This is a genomic window from Streptomyces sp. NPDC002730 (assembly GCF_042888805.1).
In the GTDB taxonomy this organism is placed as follows: domain Bacteria; phylum Actinomycetota; class Actinomycetes; order Streptomycetales; family Streptomycetaceae; genus Streptomyces.
Genome location: NZ_JBIAQG010000023.1, coordinates 1 through 18,656, shown reverse-complemented (window position 1 = coordinate 18,656; position 18,656 = coordinate 1). Strand labels below are relative to the sequence as shown.

Annotated in this window: 16 protein-coding genes; 5 read left to right on the top strand and 11 right to left on the bottom strand. The window is 68.5% G+C overall.

What is annotated here, in order from left to right; all coding sequences use genetic code 11:
* Positions 1-343 precede the first annotated feature (343 nt).
* Entirely contained in the window at positions 344-1,501 is a 1,158-nt protein-coding gene (locus ACFYXH_RS39255; RefSeq protein ID WP_389573852.1) for a LacI family DNA-binding transcriptional regulator, read from the top strand.
* A gap of 58 nt (positions 1,502-1,559) precedes the next feature.
* Positions 1,560-2,615 (top strand): hypothetical protein, encoded by a 1,056-nt coding sequence (locus ACFYXH_RS39250; protein WP_389573740.1) that lies wholly within the window; start codon positions 1,560-1,562, stop codon positions 2,613-2,615.
* A 112-nt stretch (positions 2,616-2,727) separates the two neighbouring features.
* On the opposite strand, the gene prcA is transcribed toward ACFYXH_RS39250, so the two are convergent.
* The 5 genes from prcA to arc all read right to left on the bottom strand — a co-directional run bounded on the left by prcA (position 2,728) and on the right by arc (position 8,411).
* Positions 2,728-3,495 carry a proteasome subunit alpha gene (gene prcA / locus ACFYXH_RS39245; RefSeq protein ID WP_389573737.1) on the bottom strand — a complete coding sequence of 256 codons (768 nt, stop codon included), beginning with the start codon at positions 3,493-3,495 and terminating at the stop codon, positions 2,728-2,730.
* Positions 3,496-3,547: 52 nt separating this feature from the next.
* Complete coding sequence (gene prcB / locus ACFYXH_RS39240; protein WP_385306298.1) at positions 3,548-4,393, bottom strand: proteasome subunit beta; 846 nt, start codon at positions 4,391-4,393, stop codon at positions 3,548-3,550.
* Positions 4,394-4,540: 147 nt separating this feature from the next.
* Entirely contained in the window at positions 4,541-4,759 is a 219-nt protein-coding gene (locus tag ACFYXH_RS39235; RefSeq protein ID WP_326648749.1) for a ubiquitin-like protein Pup, read from the bottom strand.
* Between the two features lie 137 nt (positions 4,760-4,896).
* Positions 4,897-6,408 carry a depupylase/deamidase Dop gene (dop, locus tag ACFYXH_RS39230; RefSeq protein ID WP_385306297.1) on the bottom strand — a complete coding sequence of 504 codons (1,512 nt, stop codon included), beginning with the start codon at positions 6,406-6,408 and terminating at the stop codon, positions 4,897-4,899.
* Positions 6,409-6,644: 236 nt separating this feature from the next.
* Positions 6,645-8,411, bottom strand: coding sequence for a proteasome ATPase (arc, locus tag ACFYXH_RS39225; RefSeq protein ID WP_389573732.1), 1,767 nt, complete (start codon positions 8,409-8,411; stop codon positions 6,645-6,647).
* A gap of 253 nt (positions 8,412-8,664) precedes the next feature.
* On the opposite strand from arc, the gene ACFYXH_RS39220 reads away from it, so the two are divergent.
* The gene (locus ACFYXH_RS39220; RefSeq protein ID WP_389573729.1) at positions 8,665-8,976 is read left to right on the top strand and encodes a ferredoxin; all 312 of its coding nucleotides are present in this window, start codon (positions 8,665-8,667) and stop codon (positions 8,974-8,976) included.
* A gap of 4 nt (positions 8,977-8,980) precedes the next feature.
* Here ACFYXH_RS39220 and ACFYXH_RS39215 read toward each other — a convergent pair whose 3' ends face one another.
* The 3 genes from ACFYXH_RS39215 to ACFYXH_RS39205 all read right to left on the bottom strand — a co-directional run bounded on the left by ACFYXH_RS39215 (position 8,981) and on the right by ACFYXH_RS39205 (position 12,332).
* Positions 8,981-9,553, bottom strand: a complete 573-nt coding sequence (locus tag ACFYXH_RS39215) for a hypothetical protein (protein ID WP_389573727.1) — start codon at positions 9,551-9,553, stop codon at positions 8,981-8,983.
* Between the two features lie 225 nt (positions 9,554-9,778).
* Complete coding sequence (locus ACFYXH_RS39210) at positions 9,779-10,666, bottom strand: tRNA (adenine-N1)-methyltransferase (protein ID WP_326648753.1); 888 nt, start codon at positions 10,664-10,666, stop codon at positions 9,779-9,781.
* A 415-nt stretch (positions 10,667-11,081) separates the two neighbouring features.
* Positions 11,082-12,332: a site-2 protease family protein gene (locus ACFYXH_RS39205; RefSeq protein ID WP_389573725.1), complete on the bottom strand. Its 1,251-nt coding sequence runs from the start codon at positions 12,330-12,332 to the stop codon at positions 11,082-11,084.
* A 139-nt stretch (positions 12,333-12,471) separates the two neighbouring features.
* On the opposite strand from ACFYXH_RS39205, the gene ACFYXH_RS39200 reads away from it, so the two are divergent.
* Entirely contained in the window at positions 12,472-13,332 is an 861-nt protein-coding gene (locus ACFYXH_RS39200; RefSeq protein WP_389573722.1) for a RecB family exonuclease, read from the top strand.
* Positions 13,333-13,346: 14 nt separating this feature from the next.
* Positions 13,347-14,018 (top strand): response regulator, encoded by a 672-nt coding sequence (locus ACFYXH_RS39195; protein ID WP_389573719.1) that lies wholly within the window; start codon positions 13,347-13,349, stop codon positions 14,016-14,018.
* Positions 14,019-14,089: 71 nt separating this feature from the next.
* Here ACFYXH_RS39195 and ACFYXH_RS39190 read toward each other — a convergent pair whose 3' ends face one another.
* The 3 genes from ACFYXH_RS39190 to ACFYXH_RS39180 all read right to left on the bottom strand — a co-directional run.
* Positions 14,090-15,685 (bottom strand): ABC transporter substrate-binding protein, encoded by a 1,596-nt coding sequence (locus ACFYXH_RS39190; protein WP_389573716.1) that lies wholly within the window; start codon positions 15,683-15,685, stop codon positions 14,090-14,092.
* A 502-nt stretch (positions 15,686-16,187) separates the two neighbouring features.
* Complete coding sequence (locus tag ACFYXH_RS39185) at positions 16,188-16,889, bottom strand: HAD family hydrolase (protein WP_389573713.1); 702 nt, start codon at positions 16,887-16,889, stop codon at positions 16,188-16,190.
* Between the two features lie 96 nt (positions 16,890-16,985).
* Positions 16,986-18,656 (bottom strand): vitamin B12 dependent-methionine synthase activation domain-containing protein (locus tag ACFYXH_RS39180; protein WP_389573710.1); only part of this gene is annotated, 1,671 nt, incomplete at its 5' end.

The window sequence follows — 18,656 nt, the reverse complement described above, 5'->3', positions numbered from 1 at the left end:
GACGGCACCGATGGCACACGGGTCCCAGGACGAGCCCGCGGCACCCGCCCCCGGGACCGACGGCCTCGTGGCAGGCGGGCGGCAGCCCGCCGGACCGGGCGAAAGGGGGCCGGGCGAAAGGGGGCCGGGCGGCGCCCTCGCGGCCGAGAGGCCCGGCGCACTCCAGCCGGCTGACCGCCCCGCCCGCGGCACGTCGGACCAAGTGCCGCCCGCCGGCACCGAGGCGGACGGGGCGCCCTCCGCCGGACCCCGCACCTCCGACGCGCCCGCAGGCGGAACGGCCCCGGCCGCCGCCGCGGAAGCCCGACCAGGCCTGTCGGGCGACCGCCCCACTCGCGGCGCGGTGGACGAGGAACCGCCCACCACCGGCGGAGCGACGAGCCGAACCGGACCGGCCGCCGCCCACACGGCCGCGGGTCATGGCCCTGCCCGGCCGGGCGAACCGCCCACCCACGCCGCGGCGGAACGCAAGCCGCCCACCGGCCACCGCAGCGAGAGCAGCCCCCGGCCCACCAGCCGGGATGTCGCCCGGGCCGCCGGGGTTTCGCAGGCCACCGTGTCGCTCGTCCTCGGTGACAAGTGGCGCGGCAGGGTGTCCGAACGGACCGCCGGGCTGGTGCGGGACGCCGCGCGCGAGCTCGGGTACCGGCCGAATCTCGCCGCCCGCAATCTGCGGCTCGGGCGGACCAGGACCGCGCTGCTCGTCGTCCCGGCCCTCACCAATGAGTTCTTCGCCCGCGTCTACACGGGCGCGGCCACCGTCGCCGCCGAGCACGGCTTCGGTGTGGTGCTCTACCCCTCCCCCGAAGGCATCGGCCCCGCCAAGGACCCCTTCGCCTCCGCCCGTGCCGCGCTCGACGGGGTGATCGCCTCCTCCATGGCCGCCGAGGCGCTGACGGCCATCCGCGGTACGGACCTCCCGCTGGTGATGCTCGACAGCGACCCGGCCGACCCCGGCGCCGCGGCCCACGTCAACCTCGATATCGCCGACGGCATGCGGCAGATGACGGACCATCTCCTCGCACTCGGCCACCGTCGCTTCGTCCATCTCGCCTCGGCCGTGGCCTCCTGGACCTTCGACGTACGGGCCCGGGCTCTCCACGAGCATCTGCGTGACGTCCCCGACGCCGTCGTACGGACTGTCCCCGCGCCGCTCGACGTGGGCAGCGCACGCGCGGCCGTGGAGCGGGCGCTCATCGGCCCGGGACCGCGGCCCACCGCCATCCTCTGCGACGACGACATCCTGGCCGCCGGAGCCTGCAAGGCGGTACGGCGGCTGGGCCTGCGGGTGCCCGAGGACATCTCCGTCACCGGCTTCGACGATCTCGCGCTCGCCACCGCCGTGGAGCCCGAGCTCACTACGGTGCGCCTGCCTGCGGAACGGGTCGGCGAGCGCGGCATGTCCGCTCTCCTCGCGGTCCTCGACGGCCGCCCGCCCGAGGAGGGCGATCTCCCGGTGAATCTGGTCGTACGGGGCTCTTCGGCCGCCCCCTCCTCCTGATCCCGTCCGTGCGGACCGGTCTTGAGCCCACGAGACCCGCCGTGGAACCATCACGATCATGATGAGTACGGCGGCGAATCCGATCGACGCGACGCTGATCGGAACGGTTCCCGCGGCAGGCTGGATCGAGCCGCTCTCCGAGGGACGTCTTTCCGTCAGGACGGACGACCGGCTCGAGATACACGACCGGGAGGCGTTCCTCGCCGGCACGCCGTCCCCCACGCAGTCGCTGCGCCTCCCGGCGCACTCCGCGGCGACCCCGTTGCCCGACGGCGGCCTCGTCGTCGCCGAGGGCACCCGAATCCGCGCCCTGGACCCCGACGGCAGCACCCGCTGGGAACTGCCCCACGCGCCCTGGCACGGCGGTCAGTGGAACCCCAGTCCACCGGGCGCCCCGGCCGCGAGCCCGGACGGCGGGCTCATCAGCGTCGTGGTTCCGACGCTCGCCGACGGCGACACCCCTGCGGCGCTGGTCTACGACGATCCGCCCCGGCACCGGTACGCCCGCGACGCCCTGCTCCTCATCGACACCGCGTCCGGCCAGGTCAGAGCGCGGCGGCCGATCGGTGCGGTCGCCTCGGACGTGACGCAGCGGTGGCATCCGGACGGCTCGCTGCTCGCTCTCTCCTGCTGGACGGCCTGGTACAGCTGGTCGACCTGGTGGATCGAGCCGCGCCGGGACGGGCTGCACATCCGCGGCGGCACGACCATGCGCGAGGTGATCGACTTCCTGCCGGATACGTCGCGTGTGCTCACGCTGCGGCGCGCCGAGGCGATCGCCCACAATGACGACCGCGACGAGCTCGCGTCACACGATGTGAGCGCCGATGACCCGGCCGGACTGCTCGACCTCGGCGAACTGGCCGTCGACCCCGACAACGACGAGTTCACCGGTGCGTATCTGCTCGATACCGCGCATGTCCTGGTCACCGGCCGGGTGTACCTTCCCGGGCGCCCGGCGGCGGTCCGCCACTGGCTCTGTGACACGGCGACACTGCTGCCGCTCGGCCGGGTCCGCTACCCCGTGCCGGTCGGCGCTGAGGCGACCCCGCTCGGTGACGGGAGCTGGCTCACCCGGGATTGCGAACGCCTCCACCACTGGGCGCTCCCCTGAGCCGGCGATACGGCTGCGCCCCGGAACCGCACAAGGCGGTCCGGGGCGCAGCCGTGTAAAGCCATGTATGTGGTTGTCAGCGGTCGTCTTCGGTCGTGGTCAGCGGTCCGGGCTACTCCCCGGCGTCCTCTTCCGTCTCCTCGGTGTCCGACGGGGCATCCGTCGGGGTCGACGCGGCGCCGTCGGCCTCGAGCAGCCGCGACAGCTGCCGCCCGACAATGCGCTTGAACTTCCGCTGCTGCGGTCGCGTGCGGTCCAGGACCGCCACCTCCAGCCGCTCCGCGGGGATTTCCCGGTCGTTGCCGTTGGTCTGGTTGGACAGGGCCTGGACGGCCAGCTTCAGTGCCTCCGCCAGCGACATTCCGTCACGGTGCCGCTGGTCGAGGTAGGTGCTGATCTGTTCGGAATTGCCGCCGACCGCGACCGAGCCGTGCTCGTCCACGATCGATCCGTCGTGCGGCAGCCGGTAGATCTGGTCGCCCTCAGGTGTGGCGCCGACCTCGGCGACGACCAGCTCCACCTCATACGGCTTCTCGGCCGCACTGGAGAAGATCGTGCCCAAGGTCTGGGCGTAGACGTTGGCGAGCCCACGGGCCGTCACATCGTCGCGGTCGTAGGTGTATCCGCGCAGATCGGCGTAGCGCACGCCGCCGATCCGCAGATTCTCGTACTCGTTGTACTTGCCGGCCGCGGCGAAGCCGATCCGGTCGTAGATCTCACTGAATTTGTGCAGGGCACGGGACGGGTTCTCACCGACGAAGACAATGCCGTCGGTGTACTGCAGCACGACGAGGCTGCGACCACGGGCGATGCCCTTCCGGGCGTATTCCGCCCGGTCGGCCATGGCCTGCTGGGGTGAGACATAGAACGGCGTCGACACCGGCTATCCGTCCCTTTCTGTCAGTGGCATATCGGTTCAGAAGAAGGGGGCATCAGAGCAGCGAGGCGCGCGGGCCGTCGGGCCGTTCGAGGCGCCGCTCCAGGATCGAGCGGGCGACCTCGGAGGACTCGGCCTCGGTGAGCTTGCGGAAGCCCTCGTCGGTGATGACGGTGACGATGGGGTAGATCCGCCGGGCCACATCGGGCCCGCCGGTCGCCGAGTCGTCGTCGGCCGCGTCGTACAGCGCCTGGATGACCAGAGTGACGGCCTGCTGCTCGGTCATGTCGTCGTGGTACAGCTTCTTCATCGCCCCGCGGGCGAAGATCGAACCGGAGCCGGTGGCCGCGTAGCCGTGCTCCTCGGAGCGGCCGCCCGTCACGTCGTACGAGAAGATGCGGCCCTTCTCCCGGTCGACGTCGTAGCCCGCGAAGAGCGGCACGACGGCCAGGCCCTGCATGGCCATGCCGAGGTTGCCTCGGATCATGGTGGAGAGCCGGTTGGCCTTGCCCTCCAGGGAGAGCTGGGCGCCTTCGACCTTCTCGAAGTGCTCCAGCTCGAGCTGGAAGAGCTTGACCATCTCCACCGCGAGACCGGCGGTGCCGGCGATGCCCACGGCCGAGTACTCGTCGGCCGGGAAGACCTTTTCGATATCGCGCTGGGCGATCATGTTGCCCATGGTCGCCCGACGGTCACCGGCGAGCACCACACCGCCGGGAAAGGTCGTCGCGACGATGGTCGTCCCGTGCGGTGCCTCGATGGCGCCCTGCACAGGCGGCAGGACGCGCTTGCCGGGCAGCATCTCCGGGGAGTGCTGGCCCAGAAAGTCCATGAACGAGGACGAGCCGGGCGTCAGGAAGGCTGCCGGCAGACGCCCGGTGCTACGAGGGTTGGCTTCCACGCGTTTCCTTCCGGATTGGCGGCGGCCCGCCATGTCGGGCGCGGGCCGATCTTACGAACTGTGCACGGACCTTACCCGCGCCGTCGCCGGTCATCCGCCCCGGTGCCACCGGCTTTCGCCGACGGCACCGCAGACGGACAACAGGTGCTACTCCCCGCCCTTTTGGACAAAGGAACGCACGAAGTCCTCGGCGTTCTCCTCGAGGACGTCGTCAATCTCGTCCAGTACGGAGTCGACGTCGTCCGACAGCTTCTCCTGGCGCTCCTTGAGGTCCTCCGAAGCCTGCGCTTCCTGCGTCTGCTCCTCGGTCTCCTCAGTGGAACGCGTGGCCTTCTGCTGTCCGCCGCCGGTGTCCTTGGTCGCCATATCCCTCACCCCGCTCGGTTTGCCCTGACGTGAGTTCGCTCGGTCAAGATCAGACCCTACAAGCAGGGTCCGACATCGGCCCCGCACTTGCCTCAACGTCCGGGGACCACCTCGATGATTCCCGGACTGGAACCATTTCAGCCCCCGGACAGCACCCGGACCAGGTCTTCCGCGGTCCGGCACCGGTCCAGGAGCTCCTTGACGTGGTTGCGTGTACCGCGCAGCGGTTCCAGCGTCGGCACCCGCTGCAGCGAGTCCCGGCCCGGCAGATCGAAGATCACCGAGTCCCAGGAGGCCGCGGCGACGTCGTCGGCGTACTGCTCCAGGCAGCGACCGCGGAAGTACGCACGGGTGTCCTCGGGCGGCTTCGTCCGGGCCCGCGCGACGTCCGGCTCGTCCAGGAGCCGTTTCATCTTCCCGCGGGCCGCCAGCCGGTTGTACAGGCCCTTCTCGGGGCGTACGTCGGCGTACTGGAGGTCCACCAGGTGCAGTCGTGCCGCGTCCCACTCGAGGTTGTCACGCCGCCGGTAGCCCTCCATCAGCTCCTTCTTGGCGATCCAGTCCAGCTCACCGGACAGGCTCATCGGGTCGTTCTCGAGCCGGTTGAGCGTGTCCTCCCAGCGGATCAGGACGTCCTTGGTCTGTTCGTCGGCGTCCACGCCGAAGCGCTCCTCGACGTACTTCCGCGCCAGCTCGAAGTACTCCATCTGGAGCTGGACTGCGGTGAGTGTCCGGCCGCTGCGCAGCGTGACCAGCCGCTTCAGGGTCGGGTCGTGGGAGACCTGGTGCAGGGTGCGTACCGGCTGGTCGACGGCCAGGTCCACGGCGATGAAGCCGTCCTCGATCATGGACAGGACCAGGGCCGTGGTGCCCAGCTTGAGATAGGTCGAGATCTCCGACAGGTTTGCGTCGCCGATGATCACATGGAGCCTGCGGTATTTCTCGGCGTCGGAGTGCGGCTCGTCGCGGGTGTTGATGATGGGCCGCTTGAGGGTGGTCTCGAGCCCGACCTCGACCTCGAAGTAGTCGGCGCGCTGGCTGATCTGAAAGCCGTGTTCATGGCCGTCCTGGCCGATTCCGACCCGTCCGGCGCCAGTGACGACCTGGCGGGAGACGAAGAACGGCGTCAGGTGGCGCACGATGTCCGAAAAGGCGGTCTCCCGCTTCATCAGATAGTTCTCGTGGGTCCCGTAGGAAGCGCCTTTGTTGTCGGTGTTGTTTTTGTAGAGGTGGATCGGCTGGGCGCCGGGGAGCTGGGCCGCGCGCTCGGCGGCCTCCGCCATGATGCGTTCGCCGGCCTTGTCCCAGAGCACGGCGTCGCGCGGGTTGGTCACCTCGGGCGAGCTGTATTCCGGGTGGGCATGGTCGACGTAGAGCCGCGCACCGTTGGTGAGGATGACATTGGCGAGGCCGATGTCCTCATCGGTGAGCTGGCTGGAGTCGGCGGCCTCGCGGGCGAGGTCGAAGCCGCGGGCGTCCCGCAGCGGATTCTCCTCCTCGAAGTCCCAGCGTGCGCGCCGCGCCCTGTGCATCGCCGCCGCGTAAGCGTTGACGATCTGGGACGAGGTGAGCATGGCATTGGCGTTCGGGTGGCCAGGGACGGAGATTCCGTACTCCGTCTCGATGCCCATTACTCGCCGTACGGTCATGCGGCCCTCCTTGCCCGGCGTCGCTCCCCTCCGGGAACGGCGCTCAAGTACCGCTGTCTCTCCGGTGCGTGTGCGGTGCCCGTCCCCGCACTGCGCGACTCGGCGGTACCGAAGAGCCTAGAACGCCTCTGCGCTGGTGGGGAGATCAATTGCGTCATTGCTCCGGTATGGCCGGACCTGTCGAGAAAGCAACCGGCTGCGGATGCCCGGCCGGGCATCCGCAGCCGGTTTGCGTTCTACAGGTACTGCCCGGTGTTCGCCACCGTGTCGATGGAACGCCCTGTGTCCGCGCCCTGCTTTCCGGTGACAAGGGTGCGGATGAAGACAATCCGCTCGCCCTTCTTTCCGGAGATCCGGGCCCAGTCGTCCGGGTTGGTGGTGTTCGGCAGGTCCTCGTTCTCCTTGAACTCGTCCACGCAAGCCTGGAGGAGATGGGAGACCCGGAGGCCCTTCTGGTTTTGGTCGAGGAAGGCCTTGATGGCCATCTTCTTGGCCCGGTCGACGATGTTCTGGATCATCGCGCCGGAGTTGAAGTCCTTGAAGTACAGGACTTCCTTGTCGCCGTTGGCGTACGTGACCTCGAGGAAGCGGTTCTCCTCGGACTCCGCGTACATCTGCTCGACGACCGACTGGATCATCGCGTGTGCCGCGGCGTCCTTGGAGCCGTTGTGCTCGGAGAGGTCGTCCGAGTGCAGCGGCAGCGAAGCCGTCAGGTACTTGGCGAAGATGTCCTTCGCGGCCTCCGCGTCCGGACGCTCGATCTTGATCTTCACATCGAGCCGGCCGGGCCGCAGGATCGCGGGGTCGATCATGTCCTCGCGGTTGGAGGCGCCGATGACGATGACGTTTTCCAGGCCCTCCACACCGTCGATCTCGGCGAGCAGCTGCGGGACGATGGTGTTCTCCACGTCCGAGCTGACACCGGAACCACGGGTGCGGAAGAGGGATTCCATCTCGTCGAAGAAGACGATGACGGGGGTGCCCTCACTCGCCTTCTCCCGGGCACGCTGGAAGACGAGGCGGATGTGCCGCTCGGTCTCACCGACGTACTTGTTGAGGAGCTCGGGGCCCTTGATGTTGAGGAAGTAGCTCTTCCCCGCGGGCTGGCCGGTCACCTCGGCGACCTTCTTGGCAAGGGAGTTGGCGACCGCCTTCGCGATCAGCGTCTTGCCGCATCCGGGCGGGCCGTAGAGCAGGATGCCCTTCGGCGGCCGCAGTTCGTGCTCCTTGAAGAGGTCCGGATAGAGGTAGGGGAGCTCGACCGCGTCGCGGATCATCTCGATCTGGCCGCCCAGACCGCCGATCTTGTCGTAGTCGACGTCCGGGACCTCTTCGAGGACGAGTTCCTCGACCTCGCTCTTGGGAACAACCTCGTAGACGTAGCCGGAGCGGGGCTCGAGGAGCAGGGCGTCGCCGGGGCGGATGGTGATGTCCAGCAGCGGCTCCGCGAGCCGCACCACCCTTTCCTCGTCGGTGTGCCCGACCACCAGGGCGCGCTCGCCGTCCTCGAGGATCTCCTTGAGGGTGACGATGTCCCCGGCACGCTCGTACTCCATGGCCTCGACCACGTTGAGCGCCTCGTTGAGCATGACTTCCTGGCCGCGCCGGAGCTCTTCGAGCTCGACGCTGGGGCTCACATTCACCCGGAGCTTGCGGCCCCCGGTGAAGATGTCACATGTGCCGTCCTCATTCGCCTGCAGGAAGACACCGAAGCCGGCCGGCGGCTGCGCGAGCCGGTCGACCTCCTCCTTGAGGGCCACGATCTGGTCGCGGGCCTCGCGGAGCGTGTTGGCGAGCCGCTCGTTCTGTGCGGACACGCCGGCCAGGTTGGTCTGCAACTCGACGATCCGCTCTTCGAGAATCCTCGTATGACGCGGAGAGTCGGCGAGCTTGCGGCGCAGGACGGCGATTTCCTGCTCGAGATAGGCAACCTGGCCGGCTGGGTCTTCAGACCCCCGCCCCGGCCGGATGCCGCGGTTGATGTCGTCGTCGTGGGCTGCCACGGTCCTCACCTCCTCCAAGGGGAGCTGGACGCTTCCTGACCCTACCTGCGTGGGTGATGATTGAAACCCCTAGATCACAAAGACGGTAGGGGTGTGTCCGATCTTCACCCTTGCGCTCTCCCTTACGCCAGGGGAATACCCACCCAACAACATCGGAAAGCGGGCGGAGGTATCGTCGAAGCGTTCAACACCCGTCAGGGCTGGCACGACTTGCTTCACATTGCTACACCCGACGAAGGAAACGGCAGGAGATATGACCGTGCAGCACGAGGCCCCCACGGAAGGCGTCGGGGAGGCTCTGGAGGTCTGGATCGACCAGGACCTCTGCACAGGGGACGGGATCTGCGCCCAGTACGCCCCGGAGGTCTTCGAGCTCGACATCGACGGGCTCGCCTACGTGAAGAGCACCGACGACGAACTGCTCCAGAACCCGGGCGCCACAACGCCCGTACCCCTGCCGTTGCTGAGGGATGTCGTGGACTCCGCAAAGGAGTGCCCGGGCGACTGTATCCACGTACGTCGCGTTTCGGACAGGGTCGAGGTCTACGGACCCGACGCAGGGTGACGGATCACACACCGAGCGCTTCGGCGGGGGCGGTGCGTACGAACTTCCCGCCCTTCCACTGCCACTTGACCTTCTCCTGCTTGTCGGGGCAGCAGCTCGGGACATCGGGCGAGGAGTAGCCGAGCAGCGTCGCCGTGACCGCTCCGTCACGTACGGCGAAGTCGCCGACGCTCTGCTTCTGCACGGGCTCGAGCAGCGTCGCGACGACGCGCGGGCCCGTCCCGTTGCCCCGGGTAAGTACGAAGATGGCGCTCGGCGGGGTGCCGGAGCCTGCGTCGCAGCGGGCCACCGCCACGGTCTCGGGGCTGCCGTCGCCGTCGAGATCGCCCGAGGCCTTCTTGGTCACCACACTTTTCGCGCCGCCGCACTCCAGCGGAAGCTGCACTCCCGCGGGGTCGGGCGCCGGGGCTGCGGCGGTGCTGATCTGCGGCTGCGAGCCCGGCTGGGACGCGGTGGCGGCCTTGGGCTGCAGCAGTCCGGCGGCCGCGACGACCGCTGCCATCGCCGTCGCGGTGGCGAGCCAGTGCACCGGGCGGGCGTCGGTGTGCGCGAGGTCCGGGACGGCGGAGGTCTGCACGCGGGATGTCTCCTGGGAAGGCGGTACCGGCGGGGAGTCAGCGACGGGAGGAAGTCTGCATCGTGCCATACGTCACAGCGGGTGCGGAACAGCGGGGTCCGTAACTCTCACGTAAAGACACCCGACGTACACACGGTGTGGAGATGGTCAACGCGATGACGCCGCCGCCGAGTTCTCCGTGGTGTCACGGGAACTCGGCGGCGGCGTCGGTGCGTTGTGCGGGAGTCAGCCCTTGTTGGGGCCTTCGTAGTCATCGCCGTACGCACCCTTGGCGGGGCGACGGCGGCGCATCGGGGGCTCCACACCGTCGGCGAGACGGCGGGCGGTGACGAGGAAGCCGGTGTGGCCGATCATCCGGTGGTCCGGGCGGACGGCCAGTCCTTCGACATGCCAGTTGCGGATCATCGACTCCCAGGGCTGCGGCTCGGCGAAGCATCCGATCTCACGGATGGACTCGACTGTGCGCGCGAGCTGGGTGGTGGTCGCGACGTAGCAGCAGAGGATGCCGCCGGGGACGAGCGCCTTGGAGACGGCCTCCAGGCACTCCCAGGGGGCGAGCATGTCCAGGATGACGCGGTCGACGTCGGCGTCGGTCAGGTTGTCCTGGAGGTCGCCGACGGTGAGCTGCCAGGCAGGGTGCGGGCCGCCGAAGTAGCGCTCCACATTCTGCTGGGCGATCTCGGCGAAGTCCTCGCGGCGCTCGTAGGAGTGCAGCATGCCGTGGTCGCCGATGGCGCGCAGCAGGAAGGCACTGAGCGAGCCGGAGCCCACCCCCGCCTCGACGACGCGAGCGCCGGCGAAGATGTCGGCGAAGGCCAGGATCTGCCCCGCGTCCTTGGGGTAGACCACGGCGGCGCCGCGGGGCATGGACAGGACATAGTCGGGGAGCAGGGGGCGCAGCGCGAGGTAGGCGACGTTTCCCGTGGTACGGACAACACTGCCCTCGGGAGCCCCGATCAGCTCGTCGTGCGGGAAGGAACCCTTGTGGGTGTGGAAATTCTTCCCGGCCTCGAGCGTGAACGTGTAGTGGCGTCCCTTGGGGTCGGTGAGCTGGACCTGGTCCCCGACCTTGAAGGGCCCGCGTCGGCGGGCGGCACCGGTCGGTTCGGACATGTGAACAGCCTACCGGGCCGGGCCGGGCCCCGATGACCACGTGAAGCCTGCGGGACAGCCTCGCCCTGGCGAGCCGGGCGCGGTCCCCGAACCTCGCGGGTCCTGCCCCGGCCGCCCGGCCCGTGGGTCCTGACGACCCCACCCCAGCCGCCTGGCGAGTGAGCCGAGCCCGCCGCGCCCGTGGGCCTGGCCCGCCCCGAGCGCTCACCTCTGCGGCGAGTGAGCCGAAGGGGCGCGCGGGTGTCGAAAGGGAGAGCGCGCGGAGGCCGCGAGGAACGAGTGGTCGAGCACGGTCGACCGTCGACAGACGCTAAAGCGCCCCGGAGGCGAACCGAGCCTCCAAGAAGAAGCCGAGTGGTCGAGCACGGTCGACCGTCGACAGACGCTGAAGGCGCCCCGGAGGCGAACCGAGCCTCTAAGAAGAAGCAGGCCGGGCCATGGCGGCGACGAACGCGCGCTCGACATCTGCCGTGGACAGGACGCCGTAGATCTCGCCCGTCTCCTCGACCACCAGGTACTCCGTCGCCGGCGAGGCCCTGAGCCTGTCGAGGAGCGCCTCGCCGGCCAGTTCGGCCGAGACCTTCATGCCCTCGGTGAGTTCCTGTGCGAGGCCGCTGACGGCGACCCAGGGGCGGCGGTGTTCGGGGACACCGACGATGGCTGTCTCGCGGACCAGGGCCTTCGGGTCGCCGTGGCCGTCGACGACGACCAGGGCGCGGGCTCCGGCCTCGTTGGCGCGGCGCAGGGCCTCGGAGAGCGGGGTGTCGGACTCGACGGGAACGGCGCGTCTGGTGAGCGTACGGGCCTCGAGCTCCGGGAGGTGTTCACGCAGCCGCGCCATCCGCAGGCTGTTGCCGGCCCCGGTCCAGATGATCGCGGCGAGGATCGCGGCGAGCAGCGCGTCGGTGACGGTCTCCATGCCGCCGATGTCCTCGGTGGCATTGCCGAGCGCTCCGGTGTGGGTGAGGAGCGGCAGGCCGATGAGGACGGTGACGGCCAGCGCCCGGCCGACCCAGGCGGCGGCGATCGTGCCCGACATCGGCTTGCCGGTGATCTTCCAGACGACGGCGCGCAGCATCCTGCCGCCGTCCAGCGGCAGGCCGGGCAGCAGGTTGAACGCGGCGACGATGAGGTTGGAGATCATCAGGCCGGCGAGCAGCACGCCGGGGACGGTGCCCGGCTCGACGGCCTTCATCCCCAGATAGAAGACGCCGGACAGGACGAGGGAGAGCAGCGGCCCGACGAAGGCGAGGATGAACTCCCGGCCCGGGGTCTCGGAGTCCTTCTCGATCTCCGAGACGCCGCCGAAGAACTGGAGCTGGATGCGGCGCACCGGCAGTTTGAAGCGCAGCGCGGCGATCGTGTGCGCCAGTTCATGGACGAGTACGGAAGCGTAGAAGGCAACCGCGAAGAAGAGGGAGACGAGATAGCGGACGCCGCCGAGTTCGGGGAGCACCCGGTCGAGCTGGCCGCCGAACACCCAGGTGATGAGGGCGGCGACGATGAACCAGCTGGGGGCGACGTAGACAGGCACCCCGAAGGGACGGCCCATGAGGATTCCGCCGCCGGGGCCGTCGGAGCGCCGCGGCTTGCCTCCGCCGGGGTTCGCTCCCCCCGTTCCGGACTGCGGCCGCTCGCGATCACCGCTCGTGTCGTCCTCGTTCACGGGTTCCCTTCGTTGCGGAGTACGTCGCTCGTTCGGTCATCTCGATCATCTTGATCATGCATCTCGATCATGCAATGCGCAGCGTCTGACGTCGATGGTATTCCGCTCGCTGTCAGTGGCGGGCCGTAGGGTCTGAGTCATGAGTACGAGCCAGCAGCCCACATCGCTGTCGCCGTCGCGGGCGAGCGACTTCATGCAGTGCCCCCTGCTGTACCGGTTTCGGGTGATCGACAGGCTGCCGGAGAAGCCCAGTGAGGCAGCTACCCGCGGCACGTTGGTCCACGCGGTGCTGGAGCGACTCTTCGACGCCCCGGCGGCTGAGCGTACGGCTCCGCGCGCCAAGTCGCTGATCCCGGGTCAGTGGGACCGGCTGCTCGAGACAAAGCCGGAGCTCGGCGAGCTGTTCGCCGAGGATGCCGACGGCGTGCGGCTGGCGGGCTGGCTGGGTGAGGCGGAACGGCTGGTCGAACGGTGGTTCTCGCTGGAGGACCCGACCCGGCTCGAGCCCGCCGAGCGGGAGATGTTCGTCGAGACGGAGCTGGAGTCGGGGCTTCGGCTGCGCGGCGTCATCGACCGGGTCGATGTCGCGCCCACTGGCGAGGTACGGATCGTCGACTACAAGACGGGCAAGGCCCCGCGTCCTGAGTACAGCGAGGGCGCGCTGTTCCAGATGAAGTTCTACGCCCTGGTGATCTGGAGGCTGAAGGACGTGGTGCCGCGTCGGCTGCAGCTCGTATATCTGGGCAGCGGCGATGTGCTGACGTACGACCCGGTCCCGGCGGACCTGGAGCGTATGGAGCGCAAGCTGTTGGCGCTCTGGGACGCGATCAAGCAGGCGACCGAGACGGGCGACTGGCGGCCGCGGCCGACCAAGCTGTGCGGCTGGTGCGACCACCAGGAAGTCTGTCCGGAATTCGGCGGCACTCCCCCGGTTTATCCGCTGAGCATTTCCCCGACCGCATCGGCGGAGGATGGCCAGGGCAGAATGGGCCCGGTCTAAACGAAGGAGTACCCGTGGCTATCCGCGTCCTACTGGTCGACGACCAACCGCTGCTGCGTACCGGCTTCCGGATGATTCTGGAGGCGGAGCAGGACATCGCGGTCGTCGGCGAGGCCGGGGACGGCCTCCAGGCTCTGGACCAGGTGCGGGCGCTGCAGCCCGATGTGGTGCTTATGGACATCCGGATGCCGCGGATGGACGGGGTCGAGGCGACCCGGCAGATCACCGGGCCCGGCCGGGACGGTCCGGCCAAGGTGCTGGTGCTGACCACCTTCGACCTCGACGAGTATGTGGTGGAGGCGCTGCGCGCCGGCGCGAGCGGCTTCCTGCTGAAGGACGCGCCCGCCGATGAGCTGGTGCAGGCGATCCGGGTGGTCGCGGCGGGCGAGGCGATGCTGGCGCCGAGCATCACCCGCAGGCTGCTCGACAAGTACGCGGACCATCTGCCGTCCGGCGAGGAGCCGGTCCCCAACACGCTGAACACGCTGACCGAGCGTGAGGTGGAGGTGCTCAAGCTCGTCGCTCGGGGTCTGTCCAACGCCGAGATCGCCGCGGACCTCTTCGTCAGCGAGACCACCGTCAAGACACATGTGGGCCATGTCCTGACGAAGCTGAGCCTGCGCGACCGCGTACAGGCCGCCGTGTACGCGTACGAGAGCGGTCTGGTGCGTCCCGGCGCGCAGTAGGGCACCGGGGGAAGAGCAAGCGGCGGCGGGCTGATGCCCGCCGCCGCTTGTCTATCCGGATACCGCGGGGGTCATGCGGTGCCGCGACCCAGCTCCCAGAGCTGCAGGTCGGAGCTGGAGTTGAGCACCCGCTCGACGCCGGTGACACCGACGCGGGCGGCGACGTACTGCTTGCCCTGCCACAGCGGCAGCACCGGGACGTCGTTCGCGACGATGTCCTGCATCTGGGTGAAGGCCTTGGACGCGGCGGTGCGGTCCGCGGAGCGCCGCGACTGCGGGATGAGGTCGCGGACCACGGTGCTCACGTACGGGGTGTTGAGGAAGTTGCCCTTGTCCAGGAACGGGGCGATGTAGTTGTCGGGGTCCGGGAAGTCGGGGAACCAGCCCAGTCCGTAAACCGCGTAGTCACCGTGCTTCTGGGCGGGCCGGAACTTCGACCACTCGGCGCCCTCGACGGTGACGTCGAAGAGCTTGGTGGCGTTCAGCTGGTTCTTGAGCGCCTCGAACTCCTTGGCCGTACCGGCACCGTAGTGGTCGGTCGTGTAGTGGAGCTTCAGCTTCACCGGCGTGGTGATGTTGGCGGCACTGAGGATCTCCGCGGCCTTGCTGCGGCTCGGCTCGCCGTACTTGTTGTAGAAGGAGTTGGTGTGCGCGGCGATGCTCGTCGGGATGAGCGAGTAGAGCGGCTCGGCGGTGGAGCCGTACACCTCGCCGGCGATGTGACCGCGGTCGACGACCGCCGCCATGGCCTGCCGGACCGCCTTGTTCTTCACCGACGGGTCGTTGGTGTTGAAGCCGAGGTAGCGGATCTCCAGACCCGGCATCTCGGTGAGCTCGATGTCCTTCTTGGGGTTCTCGGACAGATCCTTGATCTGCTCGGGCGACATCGCGCGGGTCATGACGTCGATGTCCCCGTCCTCCAGCGCCTTGCCCATGGAGGCGGCGTCCGGGAACGATCGCAGCTCGACCTTGTCGTTGAGGAGCTTGAGGTCGCCCTGGTACTTGGGGTTCTTGGTGAAGACGACCCTGGAGATGTTCTCGCCCTTGGTCTCCGTCTTCATGGTGTACGGGCCGGAGCCGTCCACCTGGAAGCCGTCGCGGAGCTTCTTGCCCTCGTAGTTCTTCTTGCTGACGATGCCGGCGGCCGGCGTCGAGAGCTTGTACGGGAAGGTCGCGTCCGGCGTGGAGAGGTGGAAGGCCACCTCGTCGCCGTTGGCCTCGATGGTGTCGATGTTCGCGAGGAGGGCGGCCGTACCGTTGTCGGCGTTGATGTCCCGCACACGCTCGATGGAGAACTTCACATCGTCGGCGGTGATGGGGGTGCCGTCGGCGAACTGCAGCCCGCTGCGCAGCTTGCAGCGGTAGCTCTCGCTCGCGTTGTCCGTGAAGGAGCAGGACTGGGCGGCGTCGGGCACCGGCTCGCCGCCGCCGCGCGGCGCGTGCATCAGCGTCTGGATGGTCTGCCGGAGCACGTTCCAGGCGCCGGTGTCGTACGCGTAGGCCGGGTCGAGGGGCGCGGGCGCGTCCGCGGTGGCGGTGAACTGGTCCGTGGTGCCCACGACAATGGCACCACCGCCGCCGGACCCGCCGTCCGTCCCGCCGCAGGCGACGAGCACGGGCGCGAGCAGGCCGACCACGGCCGGCAGCACCAAAGTCTTACGGTTCATCCTGGACGTACTCCCTCATCCGGCACTGGGATACAGCGATGCTTACGGGACACTCCGCCGCGACCGCCCGTTCGGGGCGGTGCGATCGGGCCGGGGAACAGAACGATCAGTTCTGTGTTCGCGTCGGCTTGATGGCCGCCGGGGCACATCGATGATGCGGCGAAGTTCTCGCGATGAGATTAGTCGGCAACGCCAGGAAAGCTTGACCGCGCCTGAGTTGGAGCGTATTCGCTCAGTGATCAGTTGTGCCTGTGAGTGGATGATTGCGCCACGGAATGATTCGCACACCACTCCATCAATACGGACAGAACGGCGGGACCGACCCGCCCTGGACGGGCACGGAACGGTCTGGACCTATCCCTTCAATACCACTGAGCGTGACGAACGTCACGCAGTGAAACCCCTTACGGGACGCCGGAAAGCAGTTGCTCATGTCACGGAAAATGAGCGATCCGGTGCCGAGAGTTTCCCGTGCATTCAAGAAACACGGACAGTACACGCATCAGTTCATTGTGGTGATGAGAGTCCGCAGAAAAACAAGGTCGACTTCTTCGAGCGAGCGTACGACCACCCGGCCGTCGGCGGGCGCGATCGGCGCCACGGACGGCACGGCCACCACCCGGCAGCCCGCAGCCTCGGCGGCCGCCACACCCGTCGCCGTGTCCTCGATGACGGCGCATCTCGCCGGCTCGGCGCCCAGCCCCTGGGCGGCGAGCAGATAGGGATCGGGGTGCGGCTTCGTCCGCGCCACCTCGTCACCCGCGACGGAAAGCGCGAAGTGCTGGGGGCCGAGCGAGGCAAGGATCCGGTCGATGATGCGGCGGTGGGAGGCGGAGACCAGCGCGGTGGGCACGTTGTGCCTGGCGAGCTCGGCGAGCAGCCGGGCGGCACCGGGCATCAGCGGCACACCGCGACCGATGCGATCCTCGAAGCGATCATTGAGCAGCACGGTCAGCTCGGCGAGCGTGATGTCCGCGCCGGTGGCCTCGATGAGATACCCGGCGCTGCGCGTCATGGGACCACCGACCACCACGTCCTTCCACGCCTCGTCGAGTCGATGGCCGAGATCGGCGAAGACCTCCACCTCCGCGTCCCACCAGAAGCCTTCGGTGTCCACGAGGGTGCCGTCCATGTCGAGAAAGACGGCCTGAAGGGCAGAGCTTTCGGCCGAACGGGTCAAGGACGCGGGGACCGTACTGGTCATCCGGCACACCTCCACTAGGGACGAGAAGGCCGGTCGCCTTCCCAGCTGGGAAGGCGACCGGCCTGCACTGGACCGACCAGTGTACGACTCGTTCGACTAACGTGCGTTGAAGTACTTCGCTTCGGGGTGGTGGATGACGATGGCGTCGGTGGACTGTTCCGGGTGGAGCTGGAACTCTTCGGACAGCTGGACACCGATCCGCTCGGGTTCCAGCAGGGTCGCGATCTTCGCGCGGTCCTCCAGATCGGGGCAGGCGCCGTAGCCGAGCGAGAAACGGGCGCCCCGGTACTTCAGGGCGAACATGTCCTCCACATCGGCGGGGTCCTCGCCCGCGAAACCGAGCTCCGCACGGACACGGGCGTGCCAGTATTCGGCCAGTGCCTCGGCCAACTGCACGGACAGGCCGTGCAGTTCGAGGTAGTCGCGGTAGGAGTCGGACGCGAAGAGCTCGGCGGTCGCCTCACCGATCCTGGAGCCGACGGTGACGACCTGCAGACCGACCACGTCCCTCTCGCCGGACTCCTCGGGACGGAAGAAGTCCGCCAGACACAGCCGCCGGCCACGGCGCTGACGCGGGAAGGAGAACCGGGTCCGCTCGGAACCGTCCTCGTTCAACAGGATCAGATCGTCACCCTTGGACACACACGGGAAGTAGCCGTAGACCACGGCCGCCTCCAGCAGGTTCCTGGTCTGCAGCTGCTCCAGCCAGCCCCGCAGCCGCGGCCGGCCCTCACTCTCCACCAGCTCCTCATACGTGGGCCCGTCCCCCGTACGGGCCTGCTTCAGCCCCCACTGCCCCTTGAACAGCGCGCCCTCGTCCAGCCAGGACGCGTACTCCTTCAGCTGGATCCCCTTGATCACCCGCGTGCCCCAGAACGGCGGGGCGGGCACCGGATTGTCGACGGCCACATCGGAGCGGGCCCAGCCCTCCTCGGGACGCTCCTCGATCACCGCGTTCGCGGCGGCCCGGACCCGGCGCTGCTTGAGTTCGGGCAGGACGGCCCCGGGGACGCCGCGCTTGACCGCGATCAGGGCGTCCATCAGCCGCAGCCCCTCGAACGCATCACGCGCGTAGCGGACTTCGCCCTCGTAGATCTCATGCAGATCCTGCTCGACATACGCCCGGGTCAGTGCGGCGCCGCCGAGGATGACCGGGTAGTCGGCGGCCATCTTGCGCTGGTTCAGCTCCTGCAGGTTCTCCTTCATGATCACCGTGGACTTCACCAGCAGACCCGACATGCCGATCACATCGGCCCGGTGCTCCTCCGCGGCCTCCAGGATCGCCGAGACCGGCTGCTTGATACCCAGGTTGACCACGTTGTAGCCGTTGTTGGACAAAATGATGTCGACAAGGTTCTTGCCGATGTCATGGACGTCCCCGCGGACCGTCGCCAGAACGATCGTGCCCTTGCCCTCCGCATCCGACTTCTCCATATGCGGCTCGAGATACGCGACCGCGTTCTTCATCACCTCGGCCGACTGCAGGACGAACGGCAGCTGCATCTGGCCCGAGCCGAACAGCTCACCGACGACCTTCATGCCGTCCAGCAGCGTCTCGTTGACGATGCCGAGGGCGGGGCGGATCTGGAGCGCCTCGTCGAGGTCTGCCTCCAGGCCGTTCTTCTCGCCGTCGATGATGCGGCGCTTGAGGCGCTCGTCCAACGGCAGCGCGAGGAGTTCCTCCGCCTTGCCCGCCTTCATCGACTTCATGTTGACGCCCTCGAACAGCTCCATGAGCCTCTGCAGCGGGTCATACCCCTCACTGCG

Coding starts and splice junctions, on each gene's coding strand:
- ACFYXH_RS39250 (WP_389573740.1), top strand. CDS start 1,560: ATGATGAGTACGGCGGCGAATCCGATCGACGCGACGCTGATCGGAACG.
- ACFYXH_RS39235 (WP_326648749.1), bottom strand. CDS start 4,759: ATGGCGACCAAGGACACCGGCGGCGGACAGCAGAAGGCCACGCGTTCC.
- dop (WP_385306297.1), bottom strand. CDS start 6,408: ATGACCGTACGGCGAGTAATGGGCATCGAGACGGAGTACGGAATCTCC.
- ACFYXH_RS39220 (WP_389573729.1), top strand. CDS start 8,665: ATGACCGTGCAGCACGAGGCCCCCACGGAAGGCGTCGGGGAGGCTCTG.
- ACFYXH_RS39210 (WP_326648753.1), bottom strand. CDS start 10,666: ATGTCCGAACCGACCGGTGCCGCCCGCCGACGCGGGCCCTTCAAGGTC.
- ACFYXH_RS39200 (WP_389573722.1), top strand. CDS start 12,472: ATGAGTACGAGCCAGCAGCCCACATCGCTGTCGCCGTCGCGGGCGAGC.
- ACFYXH_RS39190 (WP_389573716.1), bottom strand. CDS start 15,685: ATGAACCGTAAGACTTTGGTGCTGCCGGCCGTGGTCGGCCTGCTCGCG.
- ACFYXH_RS39185 (WP_389573713.1), bottom strand. CDS start 16,889: ATGACCAGTACGGTCCCCGCGTCCTTGACCCGTTCGGCCGAAAGCTCT.